The organism is Streptomyces sp. NPDC003379 (assembly GCF_053589195.1).
The window spans coordinates 44071-62434 of record NZ_JBSFRK010000046.1 but is presented as its reverse complement, the minus strand read 5'-3'; the positions used below and the strand labels follow the sequence as shown (position 1 = coordinate 62434).

At 71.2% G+C, this 18364-nt stretch carries 16 protein-coding genes; 11 read left to right on the top strand and 5 right to left on the bottom strand.

Annotation, left to right across the window (positions count from 1 at the left end):
- Nucleotides 1-119: 119 nt before the first annotated feature.
- Together ACWDVB_RS32805 and ACWDVB_RS32800 are read right to left on the bottom strand one after the other, a co-directional pair.
- Nucleotides 120-1574: a glyceraldehyde-3-phosphate dehydrogenase gene (locus tag ACWDVB_RS32805; protein ID WP_451516027.1), complete on the bottom strand. Its 1455-nt coding sequence runs from the start codon at nt 1572-1574 to the stop codon at nt 120-122.
- Between the two features lie 124 nt (nt 1575-1698).
- Nucleotides 1699-2388, bottom strand: coding sequence for an endonuclease V (locus tag ACWDVB_RS32800; RefSeq protein WP_451516028.1), 690 nt, complete (start codon nt 2386-2388; stop codon nt 1699-1701).
- 149 nt (nt 2389-2537) lie between these two features.
- Here ACWDVB_RS32800 and ACWDVB_RS32795 point away from each other — a divergent pair, with 149 nt between their 5' ends.
- The 4 genes from ACWDVB_RS32795 (at nt 2538) to ACWDVB_RS32780 (ending at nt 5389) form a co-directional block, all read left to right on the top strand.
- On the top strand, nt 2538-3053 hold the full coding sequence (locus ACWDVB_RS32795) for a hypothetical protein (protein WP_451516029.1): 516 nt from the start codon (nt 2538-2540) through the stop codon (nt 3051-3053).
- A 74-nt stretch (nt 3054-3127) separates the two neighbouring features.
- Nucleotides 3128-4561 carry a flotillin family protein gene (locus ACWDVB_RS32790; protein ID WP_451516030.1) on the top strand — a complete coding sequence of 478 codons (1434 nt, stop codon included), beginning with the start codon at nt 3128-3130 and terminating at the stop codon, nt 4559-4561.
- A gap of 44 nt (nt 4562-4605) precedes the next feature.
- Nucleotides 4606-5079, top strand: a complete 474-nt coding sequence (locus ACWDVB_RS32785; protein ID WP_451516031.1) for an N-acetyltransferase family protein — start codon at nt 4606-4608, stop codon at nt 5077-5079.
- A gap of 10 nt (nt 5080-5089) precedes the next feature.
- On the top strand, nt 5090-5389 hold the full coding sequence (locus ACWDVB_RS32780; protein ID WP_451516032.1) for a YciI family protein: 300 nt from the start codon (nt 5090-5092) through the stop codon (nt 5387-5389).
- Here the strand turns inward: ACWDVB_RS32780 and ACWDVB_RS32775 are convergent.
- Complete coding sequence (locus tag ACWDVB_RS32775) at nt 5386-6561, bottom strand: WD40/YVTN/BNR-like repeat-containing protein (RefSeq protein ID WP_451516033.1); 1176 nt, start codon at nt 6559-6561, stop codon at nt 5386-5388. The genes ACWDVB_RS32780 and ACWDVB_RS32775 overlap by 4 nt on opposite strands.
- Before the next feature lie 213 nt (nt 6562-6774).
- Here ACWDVB_RS32775 and ACWDVB_RS32770 point away from each other — a divergent pair, with 213 nt between their 5' ends.
- Nucleotides 6775-7191 carry an SsgA family sporulation/cell division regulator gene (locus ACWDVB_RS32770; protein ID WP_451516034.1) on the top strand — a complete coding sequence of 139 codons (417 nt, stop codon included), beginning with the start codon at nt 6775-6777 and terminating at the stop codon, nt 7189-7191.
- Between the two features lie 87 nt (nt 7192-7278).
- Here ACWDVB_RS32770 and ACWDVB_RS32765 read toward each other — a convergent pair whose 3' ends face one another.
- Complete coding sequence (locus ACWDVB_RS32765; protein ID WP_451516035.1) at nt 7279-7977, bottom strand: GOLPH3/VPS74 family protein; 699 nt, start codon at nt 7975-7977, stop codon at nt 7279-7281.
- Between the two features lie 122 nt (nt 7978-8099).
- On the bottom strand, nt 8100-9026 hold the full coding sequence (locus tag ACWDVB_RS32760) for an SMP-30/gluconolactonase/LRE family protein (RefSeq protein ID WP_451516036.1): 927 nt from the start codon (nt 9024-9026) through the stop codon (nt 8100-8102).
- A 94-nt stretch (nt 9027-9120) separates the two neighbouring features.
- On the opposite strand from ACWDVB_RS32760, the gene ACWDVB_RS32755 reads away from it, so the two are divergent.
- From ACWDVB_RS32755 to ACWDVB_RS32730, 6 genes are all read left to right on the top strand, one after another.
- Nucleotides 9121-9588 carry an Lrp/AsnC family transcriptional regulator gene (locus ACWDVB_RS32755; protein WP_451516155.1) on the top strand — a complete coding sequence of 156 codons (468 nt, stop codon included), beginning with the start codon at nt 9121-9123 and terminating at the stop codon, nt 9586-9588.
- Between the two features lie 252 nt (nt 9589-9840).
- The gene (locus tag ACWDVB_RS32750) at nt 9841-11484 is read left to right on the top strand and encodes an ABC-F family ATP-binding cassette domain-containing protein (RefSeq protein WP_451516037.1); all 1644 of its coding nucleotides are present in this window, start codon (nt 9841-9843) and stop codon (nt 11482-11484) included.
- Between the two features lie 10 nt (nt 11485-11494).
- Nucleotides 11495-13840, top strand: coding sequence for an ATP-binding cassette domain-containing protein (locus ACWDVB_RS32745; protein ID WP_451516038.1), 2346 nt, complete (start codon nt 11495-11497; stop codon nt 13838-13840).
- Between the two features lie 37 nt (nt 13841-13877).
- Nucleotides 13878-14654 (top strand): dimethylargininase, encoded by a 777-nt coding sequence (ddaH, locus tag ACWDVB_RS32740; protein WP_451516039.1) that lies wholly within the window; start codon nt 13878-13880, stop codon nt 14652-14654.
- A gap of 156 nt (nt 14655-14810) precedes the next feature.
- The gene (locus ACWDVB_RS32735; protein ID WP_451516040.1) at nt 14811-15782 is read left to right on the top strand and encodes an acyl-ACP desaturase; all 972 of its coding nucleotides are present in this window, start codon (nt 14811-14813) and stop codon (nt 15780-15782) included.
- A gap of 100 nt (nt 15783-15882) precedes the next feature.
- Nucleotides 15883-18354: a hypothetical protein gene (locus tag ACWDVB_RS32730; RefSeq protein ID WP_451516041.1), complete on the top strand. Its 2472-nt coding sequence runs from the start codon at nt 15883-15885 to the stop codon at nt 18352-18354.
- Nucleotides 18355-18364 lie beyond the last annotated feature (10 nt).

Sequence of the window (18364 nt, the reverse complement as noted above, 5' to 3'; positions counted from 1 at the left end):
GCCGCGGCTGACCGCCGCGGGGCTCACCTCCCGCGTCGGGGGGGTGCGCCTGGCCCCCCGGCCCTCGGGGCGCGCCGGTCGGGTGCCCCGCCCGCGTGGGGCGGGGCACCCGGCGCGGATCAGGCGACCGGTACGGGGTACGTCGGGTACTCGACGCCGGAGACGTGCTGGACGACGCGGATGACCTGGCACGAGTAGCCGAACTCGTTGTCGTACCAGAGGTAGAGGATCGCGTTGTCGCCGTCGACCTTGGTCGCGCCGGCGTCGACGATCGAGGCGTGGCGCGAGCCGATGAAGTCGTTCGAGACCGCGTCGGGCGCGCTGGTGAAGTCGATCTGGCGCTTGAGCGGCGAGGTCAGCGACACGTTGCGGAGGTAGTCGAGGACCTCCTCGCGGGTGGCCTCGCGGCCGAGCGTGAGGCTGAGGATCGCGATCGAGACGTCCGGCACCGGGACGCGGATCGAGCTGCCGGTGATGGGCGCCTTGAGGTCGGGCAGCGCCTTGGCCACGGCGGACGCGGCACCGGTCTCGGTGATGACCATGTTGAGCGGCGCCGAGCGGCCGCGGCGGTCGGCCTTGTGGTAGTTGTCCAGGAGGTTCTGGTCGTTGGTGAACGAGTGGATGGTCTCCACGTGGCCGCGCAGCACGCCGTACTCGTCCGCCATCGCCTTCAGCGGCGGGACGATCGCGTTGGTGGTGCAGGAGGCGCAGGACAGGATCCGCTCGTCCGGCTTGATCATGTCGTGGTTGACGCCGTGCACGATGTTGGGCACGTCGCCCTTGCCCGGAGCGGTCAGGACGACCTTGTCGACGCCGGGGCGCAGGTGCTTGGAGAGGCCCTCGCGGTCGCGCCACTTGCCGGTGTTGTCGATGAGGATGGCGTCCTTGATGCCGTACGCGGTGTAGTCGACCTCCGAGGGGTCGTTCGCGTAGATCACCTTGATCTCGTTGCCGTTGGCGACGATCGTGCTGTTCGCCTCGTCGACGGTGATGGTGCCCTGGAACTGGCCGTGGATGGAGTCGCGGCGCAGCAGCGAGGCCCGCTTGACGATGTCTTCGGCGGCCCGCTCCCCTCCCCCGCGTACGACGATGGCGCGCAGCCGCAGGCCGTTGCCGGAGCCTGCCTTCTCGATGAGCAGACGGGCGACGAGGCGGCCGATGCGGCCGAAGCCGTAGAGGACGACGTCGCGGCCGTCGCGGCACGCGATCTTGTTGGCGCCGGTGGCGCCGGCGACGGCCTCGGCGGTGAACTCGGCCACCGACAGACCGCGGTCGTCGCTCCTGTACGTCGCGGCGAGCATGCCGATGTCGATCTGCGACGGGCCGAGGTCGAGCGTGGTGAGCGCCTGCAGGAAGGGCAGCGTCTCGGTGACCGACAGCTCCTCGCCGGCGATCTGCCGGGCGAAGCGGTGGGTCTTGAGGATGCTGACCACCGACTTGTTCACCAGGGAGCGGCTGTGCAGCAGGACCGTCACGTCCCGCTCGCGGTGCAGCTTCCCGATGAGCGGGATCATCGACTCCGCGATCTCCTCGCGGTTCTTCCAGTTGGTGAACGAGTCGTCGTTGACAGTCACAGGTTTCTCTTTCGAGCTAGGCGGCGCTCATATGCTAACCCGCTCCTCTTCCCGCCTTTCACCCGCCCGCTTCACGGCCTTCACCCGGCTGCTTTACGCCCTTCATCCAGCTGCTTTACGCCCTTCATCCGGCCGCCTCCCGCAGGGCGGCCCGGCACAGCGCGTCCGCGCGGCGCGTGGACTCCGGGAGGCGGTAGCGCGGGGTGAGGCGCAGCGCGTGCTCGCACGCGTTGGCCAGCGTCACCCGGTGGCCCGCCGAGACGAAGACCGGTTTCACGCCCTCGCGGGTGCGCAGCGCCCTGCCCACCTCCTCCGCGCCGTCCAGCAGGGGCGACGCGCTCCCCCGCGGCGCGGCCGGAGCCTCGTACGCGAAGGTGAAGGGGTTCTTCGCGACGCCCATCGTCGCCAGTCCCGTCAGGACGCCGAGGTGGCTCGCGAGGCCGAAGCGGCGCGGGTGCGCGACGCCGTAGCCGTCGCAGACGACCAGGCCCGGGTCGGCCGTGAGGCGGGAGAGCGCGGTGAGCACGGTGGGGATCTCCCGGAAGGCCAGCAGGCCCGGCACGTAGGGGAACGCCACGGTGCCGACCGCCGTCGCCTCCTCGATCACGTCCAGCGTCGCCGCGTCCAGCACGACGACGGCCGCGGCGACGACGTCCCGCTCGTCGTCGTACGCGACGTCCACCCCCGTCACGTGTCCGGTGCCGGGCGGCGGGCCCGGTTCGTCGAGGACGACGCGGGCGCGCAGCCCGTCCTGGACGGCGCGCGCCGCCTTCTCGTCGGTGGGCCAGTCGGAGGGTAGTGGGTAGCTGATCATCGTGCGGGCCAGCCTAGTTGGGGCCCCTCGGAGCCGACCGGCATCAAGAGCGCGTCAAGACTGCCGGAAGCAGGCAATGTGAGTACTCGTATCGGCATGTCATGATCTCTCCGTACCGAGGTGAACGGCATGACGGGGGAAGTGATCCGATGACGGTCTTTCTGGTTCTCGGCATCGCGGGGATCGTGCTGCTGGTGCTCTCGCTCGTCCTCGACGGAGTGCTCGAAGGGCTCTTCGGGGGAGCGGGCGTGCTGGACGGGCTCTTCGACGGGCTCCTTTCACTGCCGGTCGTCGCCGGGTTCGTGTCGATGCTCAGCTTCGGCGGAGCGATCGTGCTCGGCACGACCGGTCTCGGCGCGGGCCCCGCCACTGCCGCGGGGGCCTGCGCCGGAGCCGGAGCGGGCTGGCTCACCTTGAAGCTGACCCGCGCCCTGATGCGCGACCAGAGCGCGCCCACGCCGCGCGGCGACGACCTCGTCGGCACGGCGGGCTCCGTCGTGACCGCGATCCCGGCCGACGGCTACGGCGAGGTGCTGCTGCGCCTCGCGGGCCAGCCCGTGAAGTTCGCGGCGCGCAGCTCCGCCGCCGTGGCGCGGGGCACCGAGATCTGGGTCGACGCGGCCCTTACGCCGACCTCGGTCGCGGTCCGGCCCGTGGAGCGCTGACCCGCGCGGTTCCTCGGCCGACCACCATCCTGTAACCGATCTGCCGTCCCCGGGGTGGCAGGGGGGAACGCACCATGAGTCCAGTCCTGACCGCCGTCATCGGAGTCGTCGTACTCCTCGTCCTGTTGGCGCTCGTCGTCATCACCCGCTACAAGGTCGCCGGGCCCAGTGAGGCCTTCATCGTGACCGGGCGGCGCGGCAAGAGGTCCACCGATCCGGACACCGGCCGCGTCATGACCGACAACAGCGGCCAGAAGGTCGTGGTCGGCGGCGGCGTCTTCGTCGTGCCGTTCGTGCAGCAGAAGTTCACCCTCGACCTGTCCTCGCGGCACATCCCGATCGCGGTCCGCGGCGCCGTCACGCTGCGCGGTGTGAAGGCCAACCTCGAAGGCGTCGCCATCGTGAAGGTGGGCGGCACCGAGGACTCCATCCGCGCCGCCGCGCAGCGCTTCCTCATGCAGCAGGACGGCATCGTCGGCTTCACCCAGGAGGTGCTCTCCGGAGCGCTGCGCTCCATCGTGGGGCGGATGTCGGTGGAGGACATCATCCGGGACCGCGCCGCGTTCGCCGGGCAGGTCGCCGAGGAGGCCGAGGCCAGCCTCTCCGGGCAGGGCCTTGTCCTGGACGCCTTCCAGATCCAGGACATCACCACCGAGGGCTCCTACCTGGAGGACCTCGGGCGTCCCGAGGCCGCCCGCGCCAAGCAGGAGGCGGACATCGCCGAGGCCGTGGCGCGCCGCGCCGCCGAGCAGGCCCGCCTGAAGGCCGAGGAGGAGATCGCGATCGCCCAGCGGACGTTCGCGCTCAAGCAGGCCGAGATCAAGGCCGAGACGGACGAGGCCGCGGCGCGCGCCGCCGCCGCGGGTCCGCTCGCCGAGGCCGCACGGCAGCAGGACGTCCTGGCCGAGCAGGAGAAGGTCGCCCAGCACCAGGCCGCCCTGACCGACCGCGAGTTGGACACCAGGGTCCGCAAGCCCGCCGACGCCGCGCGCTACCAGGCCGAGCAGGAGGCGGAGGCCCGCAGGATCGGCCTGGTCAAGCAGGCCGAGGCCGACGCCGAGCGGGCCCGGCTCACCGGTGAGGGCGAGAAGGCGCACCGTGCCGCGCTCGCCGACGCCGTACGCCTGGAGGGCGAGGCCGAGGCCGCCGCGATCGGCGCGAAGGGCGCCGCCGAGGCTCAGGCCATGCACAAGAAGGCCGAGGCGTTCGCGCGGTACGGCGACGCGGCGGTCCTGCAGATGGTCGTCGAGGTCCTGCCGAGCGTGGTCGCCAAGGCGTCCGAGCCGCTCAGCGCGGTGGACAAGATGACGGTCATCTCCACGGACGGGGCGAGCCAGCTGTCCCGCACGGTCGCCGACAACGTCGCCCAGGGCGTCGAACTCCTCAGCTCCACCACGGGAGTCGACCTCGCCGAGCTGCTCAAGGGCCTCACCGGTGGCAAGGCGACGGCCCCCGCCCCGGCCGCGGCTCCCGCCCCTGTGAACGGCCGGATCGACGTGACCGACTAGCGTCGCACGTACGACGGTGTCGGGCCGCGAGCGATACTTCGATCATGAGTCGGACGATCATGAGCTGGACACTGCGTACCGCGACGACCGCGGACATGGAGCCCATCGCCGAGCTGCGGGCGACGGTGATGCGGCCGGATCTGGAGCGGCTCGGCCGGTTCGATCCGCACCGGGTGCGGCAGCGGCTGCGGGACTCCTTCTCCGCCGAGCACACCTCGGTGATCGAGACGGGCGACGCGTTCATCGGATGCGTCACCCTGCGGCCCGCCGAGGACGGGCGGTGGCTCGAACACTTCTATCTGGCGCCGGAGTCCCAGGGGCGGGGCCTCGGCTCCGCGGTCCTGCGCTCCCTGCTGGAGCGGACCGACGCCGAGGGCGTGACCGTCCGCCTGGACGTGCTGCGGGGCAGCGCCGCCCGGCGGATGTACGAGCGGCACGGGTTCACGGTGGAGGACGAGGACCCGGTGGACGTGTTCATGGTGCGGACGCCCGGCGCCACCGCCGGACGCCCCGGGTAGCCTCACGATCATGTTCATCCTCGAATTGACCTATACCGCGCCCCTCTCCGCCGTCGACGAGCAACTGGCGGCGCACGTGGCGTGGCTCGACGAGCAGTACGAGGCCGGGGTGTTCATCGCCTCCGGACGCAAGAACCCGCGTGACGGCGGCGTGATCCTCGCGGTCGCGGACGACCGCGCGCGGATCGAGGAGATCACCGCCGCGGACCCGTTCGTGCTGGCCGGGGTCTGCGCGTACCGCGTCACCGAGTTCATCGCGACGAAGACGGCGCCGGCGCTCGCCCCGTACCGCGAGCAGCTGCCCGCCTAGCGGAGGCCCGGCCGGCCGAGGCCCGCCCGACCGAGGTCAGCCTCCAGGCGGGCGATCCGCCCCTTCTCACCGGACGCCCAGCAGCCCCCGTCCTCGGCGCAGTCCACGGTGTCGTACGACCCCGGGTCGACGGTCCGCCAGCTCCGGCCGCCGTCCGACGTGACGTCGGTGCCCGTCGGGCCGACCGCGAGGGCCGTGGTGCGGCTGTGCGGGAACCATGTGACGCCCGAGCGGTAGGCGGGCGGCGGCTGCCCGGCCGAGATCCACGTGCGCCCGCCGTTCCGGGTGAGAGCCGCCGCCTGCGGCGAGGTCTGGTCGGGGCGGTAGTCGCCGCCGACCGCGATGCCGTGCGTACGGTCGCGGAAGGCGAGGCCGAAGACGCCGCGCGCCGGGTCGCCCGCCGGGATCGGCGCGTCGGTGGCCGTCCAGGTCAGGCCCCGGTCGGCGGAGTGCAGGACACGCGCGCGGGACGCCCCGCCGGTGGCCAGCCACACGTCGCGCGGCCCCGAGCTCACCAGGCACTGGCCGCTCGCCGCGAAGGCGGCCTCGCCCTCCTGCGCGGCCGGCATGCCGGTGCTCGGCAGGACCTTCCAGGAGCGGCCGCCGTCCGCGGTGGACAGGATGCGGTACTTGCCGTCGACCGGATCGCTCACCGCCAGGCCGTGGCGGCGGTCGAAGAAGGTCATGCAGTCGTAGAACGCCTTCGCGTCGGTGTTGCGGAAGGACTCCGTCCATGTCGCGCCGCCGTCGTCGGTGCGCAGGACCCGCGACGCCTCGCCCTCGCCGATGGCGAGGACCACCGCGCGCCGGCCGTCAAAGGCCGCCACGTCGCGCAGTTCGAGAGCCGCGCCACCCGGTGGGCCCGGTGGGGACACATCGCGCCAGGTACTGCCACCGTCCGACGTACGCAACACGGTTCCCTTGGACCCGGCCACCCAGGCCGTGCGACGGCTGACGGCGGCGAGGCCGCGGAAGCGCGCGTCGGTGCCGCTGTCCTTGAGCTGCCAGCCCGGACCCCTGCCGGGGGTGCGGTCCTGCCCGTCCGGTCGTGCGGTCGCGGGCGCCGCGCTCACGGTCGCGGGCACCGCGAGAACGGCCCCGGCGAGCGCCGCCCCGCAGAGTCCCGCCAGCATCGCGCGTCTCATCGACTTCGACTTCCCCATGGCCCTCATGGCGGGCGAAGCTAGCCGACGCGCCGGGCCCCGTCCAGATGGCCTGAAGGCGCCCCCCGCACGACGGGGGCCGGGAACCGCGGGCGCCTCCACGGTGTCGCGGTGACAGAGGTCACTCGGTCCCACCCACCCGGCGTGTGCACGGATCCCGTCATTCCGTCGTCTATTCAAGTGCCGACCCCAGTCGTCCAGCAGTCAGTGAGGGAGCAGGCGTTGTCCACCGTCATCGAGCAAGCCGTAGAGGCCCGCCTGGTCGCCGCCGCGCCGCGGATGCCGACCATCCCCGCAACACTCCACTACGACCGGCGGGACCCCTTCGCCGTGCGGATGAGCTTCCCCGCCCCCGCGACCCTGGAGGGCGTCGAGGTCTGCTGGACCTTCGCCCGCGAACTGCTCACCGTCGGCGTGCAGCGCGCGGTGGGCGACGGCGACGTACGCGTGCGGCCGTACGGCTTCGACCGCACGGTCGTGGAGTTCCACGCGCCCGAGGGGACGGCGATCGTCCACATCCGCACCGGGGAGCTGCGCGGCTTCCTGCGCCGCACGACCGCGCTGGTGCCGGTCGGCCAGGAGCACCGCCACGTCGACCTGGACCAGGACCTGGTGGAGCTGATGCGGGACGCGTGCTGAGGCGCTGACGCACGTCGGTGAGCCCGCCCCACCGGGCCTCCCTCAGCCGCCGACCACCTTGAACAGCAGCGCTCGTTCCCCACTGCCTCAGTCCCCGCCGCCTCCGTCACCGCCGCCCGACGAGCGTGCCATCTCGGCGGAGGCGACCGCCGAGGCCTGTGCCTTGCGGAGGTTGCGCATCAGCGTCCGCAGCTCCGGCGAGGCGCTGCCGCCGCGGTCGGTCAGCTCCGCGAGCCGGTCCTTGTGGCGCCTGCGGTCCTTGCCGCTGACGAGCGTGCGCATCTTGCCGGTGGCCGCGCATACGACCAGCGCCGCGTCGCTCGGCGCCACTTCCGTGACCGGCCGGTCGCCGCGCAGCGCGGCCAGCGCCTCCGCGTGGAGCGTCTCGGCGTGTCCGACGCGTTCCAGTTCCCAGGTCCGGGACGGAAAGAGACCAAGGATGCGTCTGCGCTCCATGCGCAGATAGCCGTGGGCGGTCAGCTGGTCGCGGACCGCGGTGAGCGTGTCCCGGGAGCGGTACGTCATCCAGCCGCGCCACTTGCGCGGCTTCGACCGCTCGACCAGGTCGACGAGGGCGTCCAGCACGGTGTCCCCGGTGCGGGCGCCGACGGCGGGCATGACGACACCGCCGCCCGTCTCGACGAGCATGCCGCGCTGGGCGAGTTCGGCCAGGGCCCCGGCGCGGATCGCGAGGTGGAGGTCGGGGCCCCCGGTGAACTTGCCCCGGTCCGTGTTCCACGCCAGCAGGAAGAGCCTCGCGGGCAGGGACAGCGTGCTGTGGTGCACGGCGCCTCCTCTCTCATGCCCTTCAGGGGAGCGATCGGCGGTCGCCGCCGGTGAGCGGTGAGCCGGTAGCACTGAACGATAGCGGCGCGGGTCGCCTCATCGACCGGCTCGGTGCCCGCGCGTCAGCGCCGCACCCGCGGCAGCCCGGTGACCGCCATGACCACCGAGTAGAGCGAGGTCGACGCGGTGATGAACAGGCGGTTGTTCTTGGGGCCGCCGAAGGCGATGTTCGAGACCGGCTCCGGGATGTTGAGGCGGCCGATGAGCGTCCCGTCCGGGTCGTAGCAGTGCACCCCGCCCTGGATGGCCGCCGCCCACAGCCGGCCTCCGTCGTCGAAGCGGAGGTTGTCGAAGTGGCTGACGCCGTCCGTGGTCTTGGCGAAGACCTCCCCGTCGGAGAGCGTCCCGTCGTCGCGGACGTCGAAGGCGCGGATGACGCCGCCCCGCGTGTCCGAGACGTACAACTGCCGCTCGTCGGGAGAGAAGACAAGCCCGTTCGGGGCCTCGAAACAGTCCGCGACCAGGCGCACCCGACCCGAGTCCGGGTCGATCCGGTAGACGTTGAGACCGTCGAGCTCGGGCTCGGCGCGGAAGCCCTCGTAGTCGCTGGTGATCCCGAAGTCGGGGTCGGAGAACCACACCGAGCCGTCGGAGCGTACGACCGCGTCGTTGGGGCTGTTGAGCCGCTTGCCGTCGTAGCGGTCGGCGAGCACGGTGATCCTGCCGTCGGGCTCGGTGCGGGTGACCCGCCGGTTGCCCTGCTCGCAGCTGATCAGCCGGCCCTCGCGGTCGAGCGTGTTGCCGTTGACGTGCCCGGCCGGGGAGCGGAAGACGGAGACCGCTCCGGTCGTCTCGTCCCAGCGCAGCAACCGGTCGTTGGGGATGTCGCTCCAGATCAGCTGGCGCCAGGCGGGGAGGTAGAGGGGTCCCTCGGCCCAGCGGCAGCCGCCGTACAGCTTCTCCAGGCGGTCGTCGCCGTTCGCGCACCGACCGGTGCGGAACCGGTCGTCCAGAATCTCATACAGTGTGGTGTCGTCGGTACCGGACATGCCTACCCCCAGGCGCTTGTGGACTGAATCTCGTACAGCCGCGGTGGACTATGCCAGAACCGTATATGGTTGCGCCATGGGGATGGTGCATGACGTGGACGACATCGACCGCAAGCTGATCGCGGTCCTCCAACAGGACGCGACCACCGCGTATGCCGCGCTCGGCAAGGAGGTCGGTCTCTCCGCGGGCGCCGCCCACGAACGGGTGCGCAAGCTGCGCGAGCGGGGCGTCATCCGGCGCACCACCATCGATGTGGACCCGGCGGCGCTGGGCCGCGGCGTCCTGGCCTTCGTGATGGTCGAATCGACGGCCTGGATGGGAGATTCGGCCGAGGCCTTCGCGGCGATCCCGGAGATCCAGGAGGCGCATGTCATCGCGGGCACCGCCGCGGTCCTGGTGAAGGTGCGCGCCGCGACGACGGAGCAGCTCCAGGACGTGCTGCGCAGGCTGTACGCGATCGACGGCGTGAGCGGCACGCAGGCGACGGTGTCCCTGGAAACCTTCTTCGAGCGGCCGGTCCCGCCCGCCGCGCCGAGCGGCGGCGCCGCGATAAAACATTGACAGGGGATTCGGGGCTTCCTACCGTGTACAACGGTTCTGTTGCCGTCGATAGGAGAAGGACGTTGCTCGTCTGAGGTCATGAGACACCGCGTCACGCAGCTTTCGCTGCCGTGTACGTCGCGTGCGACCTCGGCATACGAGCCGTCCCGTCCCCCGGCGCAGGCCTTCTCTCCTTTCTGGCCCCACCCCGCCGCGGTGTCTCGAACGCGTTGTCCCTGACCGCGCTCCACACCACGCGACCGCGAGGCCTGTATGTCTACTTTCCCCACCTCTGTCACCTGCACGTCGCTCGCCTTCGCCTGGCCCGACGGAACGGTCGTCCTCGACGGCCTCCAAGTGGCCTTCGGGCCCGGCAGGACCGGACTCATCGGCGTCAACGGCTCAGGCAAGTCGACGCTGTTGAAGCTCATCGCCGGTGAGCTGACGCCCGCCGAAGGCACCGTCAAGGTCACCGGCGAGGTCGGCCATCTGCCGCAGAACGTCACCCTCGACACCGGGCTGCGCGTCGACGAGGTGCTCGGCATCGCCGCGACCCGCGCCGCGCTGCACGCCATCGAGGCGGGCGACGTGCGCGAGGAGCACTTCGCGGCCGTCGGCGACGACTGGGACGTCGAGGAGCGCGCCCGCGCCACCCTCGACCAGCTCGGGCTCGGCCACATCGGCCTCGACCGCACCACGGGCGAGGTCTCGGGCGGCGAGTCGGTGCTGCTGCGCCTGGCCGCGCTGCTCCTGCGCCGACCCGACGTCCTGCTGCTCGACGAACCGACCAACAACCTCGACCTGTACGCCCGTCGGCGCCTGTACGCGGCCGTCGAGGCGTGGACCGGAGTGCTCGTCGTGGTCAGCCACGACCGTGAACTCCTCGACCTCGTCGACCAGATCGCCGATCTGCGCGAGGGCGAGGTCAGTTGGTACGGCGGCAACTTCAGCGCGTACGAGGAAGCCCTCGCCACCGAGCAGGAGGCGGCGGAGCGCATGGTGCGCGTCGCCGAGTCCGACCTGAAGAGGCAGAAACGCGATCTGGCCGACGCCCAGGTCAAGTTGGCCCGCCGCAAGCGGTACGGCCAGAAGATCCAGGACAGCAGGAGCCAGCCGAAGATCTTGATGGGCGCCCGCAAGCGCGCCGCCCAGGAGTCGGCGGGCAAGCACCGCATCCTGCACGAGGAGAAGCTCGCCGAGGCCAAGGAGCGCCTCGACGACGCCGTGGAGGCGGTCCGGGACGACGACGAGATCCGCGTCGACCTGCCACACACCCTGGTCCACCCGGGGCGCACCGTCCTCACCCTGAGCGGTCTCGGACTGCGCTACGGCGCCCGCGTCCAGGGCGAGTTCGAGCTGCGCGGCCCCGAGCGGATCGCGCTGACCGGACGCAACGGCGCGGGCAAGACGACGCTGCTGCGCACCATCGCCGGGGAGCTGGACGCGGTCTTTGGCGAGGCTCGGGCGCACGTACCGCTGCGCTTTCTGCCGCAGCGCCTCGACGTGCTCGACGACGAGCTGACCGTCGCCGAGAACGTGGCGTCGTACGCCCCTGACGCGACCAACAACCGGGTCCGGGCGCGCCTGGCCCGCTTCCTGTTCAAGGGGGCCAAGGCCGATCAGCGGGCGGGGTCCCTCTCGGGCGGCGAGCGGTTCCGGGCGGCGCTCGCCGCGCTGCTCCTGGCCGAGCCCGCGCCGCAGCTGCTCATGCTCGACGAGCCGACGAACAACCTCGACATGGCGAGCGTGAAGCAGCTGTCGACGGCCCTGGAGTCGTACGAGGGCGCGCTGATCGTGGCCAGTCACGACCTGCCGTTCCTGGAATCCATCGGCATCACACGGTGGCTGCTCCTGGACGGCGAACTGAAGGAGATCACCCAGGAAAAGAAGACAGAAGCTGTCGGGTATTCCGATTAGCTTCGCGTGTATGCACCAGGACACGCGACAGCACCGGGGCACGCGACAGGGCGTACAGCAGAGCACGCACCAGCACATCGCCATCGTCGGAGCCCGTGAGAACAACCTCAAGGAAGTGGACCTGCGCATCCCGAAAGGCCGCCTCACGGTCTTCACCGGGGTGTCGGGGTCCGGGAAGTCGTCGGTCGTCTTCGACACGATCGCGGTCGAGTCCCAGCGTCAGCTGAACGAGACCTTCACCTGGTTCGTGCGCAACCGGCTGCCGAAGTACGAGCGGCCGCACGCGGACGCCATCGAGGACCTCTCGCCCGCGATCGTCGTCGACCAGAGGCCGATCGGCGGCCACTCCCGCTCAACGGTGGGCACGATGACGGACGTCTACTCCGTGATCAGGGTGCTCTTCTCCCGGCACGGCACGCCGAGCGCGGGCCCGGCGACGGCGTATTCGTTCAACGACCCGTCGGGCATGTGCCCCGAGTGCGACGGCCTCGGCCGTACCGTGCGGCCCGACTACGACCGCATCCTCGACCCGGCCAGGTCCCTGGCGGACGGCGCGATCCTCTTCCCGCCGTTCGCCGCGGGGACCTGGCAGGGCCAGACGTACACCAACACGACCGACCTCGACACGCACAAGCCGGTCGGCCGATTCACCGACGCAGAGCGGCAGTTCCTGCTGCGCGGTGGCCGCGGAAAGGTGAAGGTCAACGTCGACAACACCGGCGGCGCCCGGGACATCGACTACGAAGGGCTCGCCGACCGCTTCGAGCGGCTCTACCTCAACCGCGACCTGTCCGCGCTCTCCCAGAAGACGCGCGACCTGGTGCGGGGCTTCCTCGTCGAAGGCGCCTGCCCGTCCTGCCGCGGGGCGCGGCTCAACCCGGCGGCGCTCGCCACGCGCGTCAACGGCCTCGGCATCGCCGACTGCACCGGGATGGAAGTCACCGACCTCATCAAGGAGTTGGGCCGCATCCACGATCCGGTGGCCGGCCCGATCGCCGGGGCCGCCGTCGCCGCGCTGGAGCGGATCGAGGCGATCGGGCTCGGCTATCTCAGCCTGGACCGCGAGACGTCCACGCTCTCCGGCGGCGAGGGGCAGCGCCTGAAGATGGTGCGCCATCTCGGCTCCAGCCTCACCGGTATGACGTACATCTTCGACGAACCGAGCGTCGGCCTGCACCCACGCGACGTGGGGCGGCTGAACGACCTGCTGCTGCGGCTGCGCGACAAGGGCAACACCGTCCTGGTCGTCGAGCACGACCCGGACGTGATCGCGGTCGCCGACCACGTCGTCGACATGGGACCCGCGGCCGGCACCGACGGCGGCCTGGTCGTCTTCGAGGGCACGCCGGACGAGCTGCGGCAGGCGGACACCCTCACCGGCCGCCACCTGCGCCGCGTCAGGACCATCAAGGAGAAGCCGCGCGAGGCGACCGGCGGACACTGGATCAAGGGCGCCGATCTGCACAACCTCAAGAACGTCAGCGTGCGCGTGCCGACCGGCGTGCTCACCGCGGTCACCGGCGTCGCCGGATCCGGCAAGAGCACGCTGGTGTCGAAGGCGTTCACCGCGGCCCACCCGGACGCCGTGGTCGTCGACCAGTCGTCCATCGGCATCTCGGGCCGCTCGACCCCGGCGACCTACCTCGGGATCATGGACACGGTGCGCAAGCTCTTCGCGCGGGAGACGGGCGCGAAGGCGAGCCTGTTCAGCTTCAACTCCCACGGTGCGTGCGAGCGTTGTCAGGGGCGCGGGATCATCTACAGCGATCTGGCCTTCATGGACCCGGTGACCACGACGTGCGAGGCGTGCGAGGGGCGGCGCTTCAAGGACGAGGTGCTGCGCCTCACCGTCGACGGCCGGTCCGTCGTCGACGTGCTGGAGATGACCGCCGAGCGGGCGCTGGACTTCTTCGGCCGCTTCGACGACCCGGCGGTACGCCGACGCCTCGGCGCCCTGCGGGACGTCGGGCTCACCTATCTCACGCTCGGCCAGCCGCTCAGCACCCTGTCCGGCGGCGAGCGCCAGCGCATCAAGCTGGCCACGCAGCTGCACCGCACCGGCACGACGTACGTCCTGGACGAACCGACGACCGGCCTGCACATGGCGGACGTCGACGGGCTCCTCGCGATGCTCGACCGGCTCGTCGACGCCGGGAACACGGTGCTCGTCGTCGAGCACAACCTCGACGTCGTCAAGCACGCGGACTGGGTCATCGACCTCGGCCCCGACGGCGGCAAGCACGGCGGGCGGATCGTCTTCGAGGGCACTCCGGCGCGGCTCCTCCAGACACGGGGGTCGTTCACGGCGGATCACCTCCGGAGCACTCTGGCCCCGGACGGGGAACGCGCCGCATGATGTGCGGCACCGCCCCCGCCGCCATGAGGAGTACCCCGTGCCCAGCAAGAAGGCCCTGATCCGCCGTCCCGGCCCGCGCCTCGCCGAAGGGCTGCTCACCCACCTGGAACGCACCCCGGTCGACGTGGGGCTCGCGCTGCGGCAGTGGGAGGCGTACGTCGCGGCGCTGGACGCGCACGGCTGGCAGACGCTGGAGGTGGAGCCCGCGGACGACTGCCCGGACTCGGTGTTCGTGGAGGACACGGTCGTCGTCTTCCGGAACGTGGCGCTGATCGCCCGGCCTGGAGCCGAGGCCCGGCGGGGCGAGACGCCGGCCGTCGAGGAGGCGGTGGCCCGGCTCGGCTGCTCCGTGAACCGGATCCGGGAGCCCGGCACGCTCGACGGCGGCGACATCCTCAAGATCGGCGACACGGTCTACGTGGGGCGGGGCGGCAGGACCGACGCGGAGGGGGTGCGGCAGCTGCGGGCCGCCTTCGAACCGCTCGGCGCGCGCGTGGTCGCCGTCCCCGTCGCCAAGGTCCTGCATCTGAAGTCGGCGGTGACGGCGCTGCCCGACGGGACGGTCATCGGATACGAGCCGCTGGTCGACAGCCCCTCGCTCTTCCCGCGCTTCCTGCCCGTGCCGGAGGAGCCGGGCGCGCACGTGGTGCTCCTGGGCGGCACGAGGCTGCTGATGGCGGCGAGCGCGCCGAAGAGCGCGGAGCTTTTCGCCGGTCTCGGTTTCGACCCGGTTTTGGTGGACATCAGCGAGTTCGAGAAGCTCGAAGGCTGTGTGACGTGCCTCTCAGTCCGGTTCCGGGAACTGTACGCCTGACCAGTAATGAGGCCTTTGTTGCTGGGGAGACGTATGGGGGCCGGGCTCACAGCCCCTTTACGGTGGGTTTAACCTACGGCAACGTAACCTACGAGACCGTAGGTAGTGCACCGCTCGCACTGCTCGTAAGTATCCCCGTCCCCGTATGGAGCCCACGTGACGATCACCTCTCCCCACCTCGGCAGCACGGACAGCTGGACCGATGCCCGGCTGCTCTACGCGCTGGAAGAAGTGGTCGAGCAGGAACTCAATCGCCACCTGAAGGTGGCCAAGGACTGGATGCCCCACGAGTACGTCCCGTTCTCCGACGCCCGCAACTTCCCCGGCTTCTTCGAGGACGGCGAGGCGTGGGAGAAGGGCCAGTCCCCGGTCACCGACATCGGGCGCATCGCCCTGGTGGTCAACCTGCTCACCGAGGACAACCTCCCCAGCTACCACCACGAGATCGCCTCCCTCTTCGGCCGCGACGGCGCCTGGGGCACCTGGGTGCACCGCTGGACGGCCGAGGAGGGCAGGCACGGCATCGTGATGCGTGACTACCTCCTGGCCTCGCGCGCCGTCGACCCGGACGAGCTGGAACGCTTCCGGATGATGCACATGAGCGAGGGCTTCGAGTCGGACAACCGCCACTCGATGCTCCACTCGGTCGCGTACGTGGCCTTCCAGGAACTGGCGACCCGCATCTCGCACCGCAACACCGGACACCAGTCGGGCGACCCGGTCTGCGACCGCATGCTGGCCCGCATCGCCACCGACGAGAACCTCCACATGGTCTTCTACCGGAACCTCCTGAAGGCCGCCTTCGAGCTCGCGCCCGACCTGACCATGCAGGCCGTCCGTGACGTGGTGGTCAACTTCCGCATGCCGGGCCACGGCATGCCGGGCTTCGAGCGGGCCGCCGCGCAGATGGCCATCGGCGAGGTCTACAACATGCGCATCCACCACGACGACGTGCTCCAGCCCGTGCTGCGCCACCTGAAGGTCCTGGAGATCGACGGCCTCGGTCCCGAGGGCCTGAAGGCGCAGGAGGAGCTGGGCTTCTTCATGGGCGGGCTCGACGCGGAGGCGTCCAAGTTCGACGAGAAGCTGGCCGCCCGCAAGGCGCGGTTGGCGGCGCGCGGAGCCTGACGCCCGCGCAGCGGGGCCTGACCGCCGTACACCAGCCAGTGGCGCCGCATCGATTTACGGACGTCCTCCCCGGTGCGACTGTGGCATGGGGGTGGAACCCATGGCACAGACCCATGAGTGGATGTTCTACGAGGTCATGTGGCGCAACTGGACGGGCAGGGCGCAAGTGCCCTCTCCCGTGCCGTGGTGGGCGCAGCAGGCCTTCCGGCGCTGGAGCGACGACTTCGACGCCGGGACGTACGAATCGAAGGAGGCCGCCCTGGCCTCCAACGCCCTGTACCGCTACTGGCACATGGTGGGCGTGAAGGATCACCGTCAGGAGTCCCTGATCGGTCAGGCCGGTGAGATCGAGCCGGTCTACGACAAGTACTGCCTGTCCTTCTTCCTGTACGACCCGGCGTCGGGCGCCCTGCACCTGCCGCAGCTCACCGACGGCGGCACGGTCGGCCAGCGCGTGGAGGCGCCGCACCTGCCCGTCGTCCTGACCGACTTCCGCACGCCGGACGGCGTCGCGTTCGTGCAGCGCACATTCGCGACGACCGTCGGCGCGCGGCAGCGGGACCTCGTGGTGACACGGCTGACCGTGGGCACCGCGACCGGGCGGCAGCGCGAGGGGTGGCTGTGCGCGGCGGTCATGCCGGCGGGGCCCAGCGGCTTCCAGCGGCACGACCGCAACGGCCGGCAGATCACCGACCGGAGGCTGACGTTCCTGCGGTATCTGCCGGAGGAGAGCCGGGCGGAGACGAACAGCGGGTGGGGCCCGGTGTTCGACACGGCACCCGAGCAGTACGGCGTGTACGGCAACCCCGACTTCTCCTACGACCCGAACGCGTATCTGACGCACAGCCCCTTCCACGACCTGGTCATGGGCGGCAAGCTGAACGGGGCGCGGCAGGCGCAGGACCAGATCGCGGGGATGTGCAGCGCGGCGTTCGCGTGGCCGTTCCGGGTCGTCGACGACGAGACGTTCGAGCTCGATGTGCGGCTGCCCGTCGATCTGTACAGCGGGGCCGCCGACCTCGCAGAGATCACGGCGACCCCGGCCGCCGAACTGGAGGCGGCCAACCGGACGTTCTGGACGACCAAACTGCTCGACCAGGGGCTTCAGCCCCGACTGCCGCGCGCCGTCTCCCATCTGACGGACCTGTTCCGCCAGTCGCGCTCGCAGCTGCTCATCCTCTCCGACGGCGGCGAGATCCATCCGGGCCCGACGGTCTACGACTCGTTCTGGATCCGTGACTCGTCCGTGGAGGCGACCGCCTGCTCGCTGGTGGGCGACGCGGCGCTCGCCGAGCACCAGCTGGGCACGCACTACCCGCTGAAGTTCAACCGCGGCACGGGCCGGATCGGGCCGTGCGCCGAGTACGGCTTCTACGGCGGCCCGCACGAGCGCGACGACCGCGAGTGGGACAGCAACGGCCAGGCGCTGTGGGCGATCGGCCGCCTCGACCGCACGAAGGGGCCCGCCGACGCGTTCGGCGCCAAGCTCTACACGCCGTACGTGATCGACGGCGCCCGGTGGCTGCGCGACAACCGCGACCAGTACGGGCTGCTGCACAGCGGCTGGAGCGCCGAGCATGTGGGCGAGCGCGACAAGCCGCACTACTGGGACGACCTGTGGGCGCTGGCCGGTCTGTACGAGGCGGCGCGGCTCGCGGAGCGCATCGGCTCGCCGGACGTGCCCGAACTCTGGGCCGTGTTCGACGACACGAAGCGCGCGACGGCGGCCTCGATCCACTGGGTCCTGGAGGAGCAGCGCAGGCGCGGGGCGTGGGAGACGTACATTCCGACCGGGCCGGGCGACGTCGGGCGGCTCGACTCGACGATGATCGGCACCGCGGCGTTCTTCCATCCGCTGCGCCTGCACATGGGCAGCAAGCTGGGCCCGGACATCGACCGGGCGGCCCGCTTCACACTCGACACCATGTACGCCCACTTCGTGTCGGGCGGCTACCGCCACGAGGCGGCCTGGAACGCCTACGGCCCCTACCTCACCACGCAGTTGGCGCACGCGTACCTGCTCGCGGGCGATCCGGTGCGGATGGACGCGCTGCTCGGCTGGATCGTCGGCGCCTCGTTCCCCCGCGCGGAGGGCCGTGCGGTGGCCCTCGGCGCGTGGAACGAGCAGCACGCGTTCACCATCGCGTCGGACTTCCACGAAGTGCCATCGCGGCACTGGTACATGGGCGACATCCCGCACGGCTGGGCCGCCGCCGAGTATCTGCTCCTGATCCGCGACATCCTGCTCTTCGAGGCGGACGAGGACCGCGACCCGCACGTGTACATCGCGCCCGGCGTACGTCCGCACTGGGTGCCGGACGGCGACACGGTGGCCGTGGAGTCCGCGCCGACGCTCTTCGGTGAGCCCTTCGGCTACCGGCTCACCCATGACGCGGGCGAGCGGACGGTCGCGGTGGAGGTCACCGAGGCCCCGGAGCGGGTGCGGTACGTCTATCCCTGCCGGTTCGGTCAGGTGCGGGCGGCGACGGCGGACGGGCACGACCTGCCCGTCTCCGGTGACGATGTCCAGATCCCCGCGGGGACGCGGCGGTTCACGGTGACGTACGCCTGAAGGCGCACGC

What these genes read in the sequence shown, in the direction of transcription:
- ACWDVB_RS32800 (WP_451516028.1), bottom strand. Translation starts at nt 2,388, where the DNA reads ATGATCAGCTACCCACTACCCTCCGACTGGCCCACCGACGAGAAGGCG.
- ACWDVB_RS32795 (WP_451516029.1), top strand. Translation starts at nt 2,538, where the DNA reads ATGACGGTCTTTCTGGTTCTCGGCATCGCGGGGATCGTGCTGCTGGTG.
- ACWDVB_RS32790 (WP_451516030.1), top strand. Translation starts at nt 3,128, where the DNA reads ATGAGTCCAGTCCTGACCGCCGTCATCGGAGTCGTCGTACTCCTCGTC.
- ACWDVB_RS32785 (WP_451516031.1), top strand. Translation starts at nt 4,606, where the DNA reads ATGAGTCGGACGATCATGAGCTGGACACTGCGTACCGCGACGACCGCG.
- ACWDVB_RS32780 (WP_451516032.1), top strand. Translation starts at nt 5,090, where the DNA reads ATGTTCATCCTCGAATTGACCTATACCGCGCCCCTCTCCGCCGTCGAC.
- ACWDVB_RS32775 (WP_451516033.1), bottom strand. Translation starts at nt 6,561, where the DNA reads ATGAGGGCCATGGGGAAGTCGAAGTCGATGAGACGCGCGATGCTGGCG.
- ACWDVB_RS32760 (WP_451516036.1), bottom strand. Translation starts at nt 9,026, where the DNA reads ATGTCCGGTACCGACGACACCACACTGTATGAGATTCTGGACGACCGG.
- ACWDVB_RS32750 (WP_451516037.1), top strand. Translation starts at nt 9,841, where the DNA reads ATGTCTACTTTCCCCACCTCTGTCACCTGCACGTCGCTCGCCTTCGCC.
- ACWDVB_RS32745 (WP_451516038.1), top strand. Translation starts at nt 11,495, where the DNA reads ATGCACCAGGACACGCGACAGCACCGGGGCACGCGACAGGGCGTACAG.
- ACWDVB_RS32730 (WP_451516041.1), top strand. Translation starts at nt 15,883, where the DNA reads ATGGCACAGACCCATGAGTGGATGTTCTACGAGGTCATGTGGCGCAAC.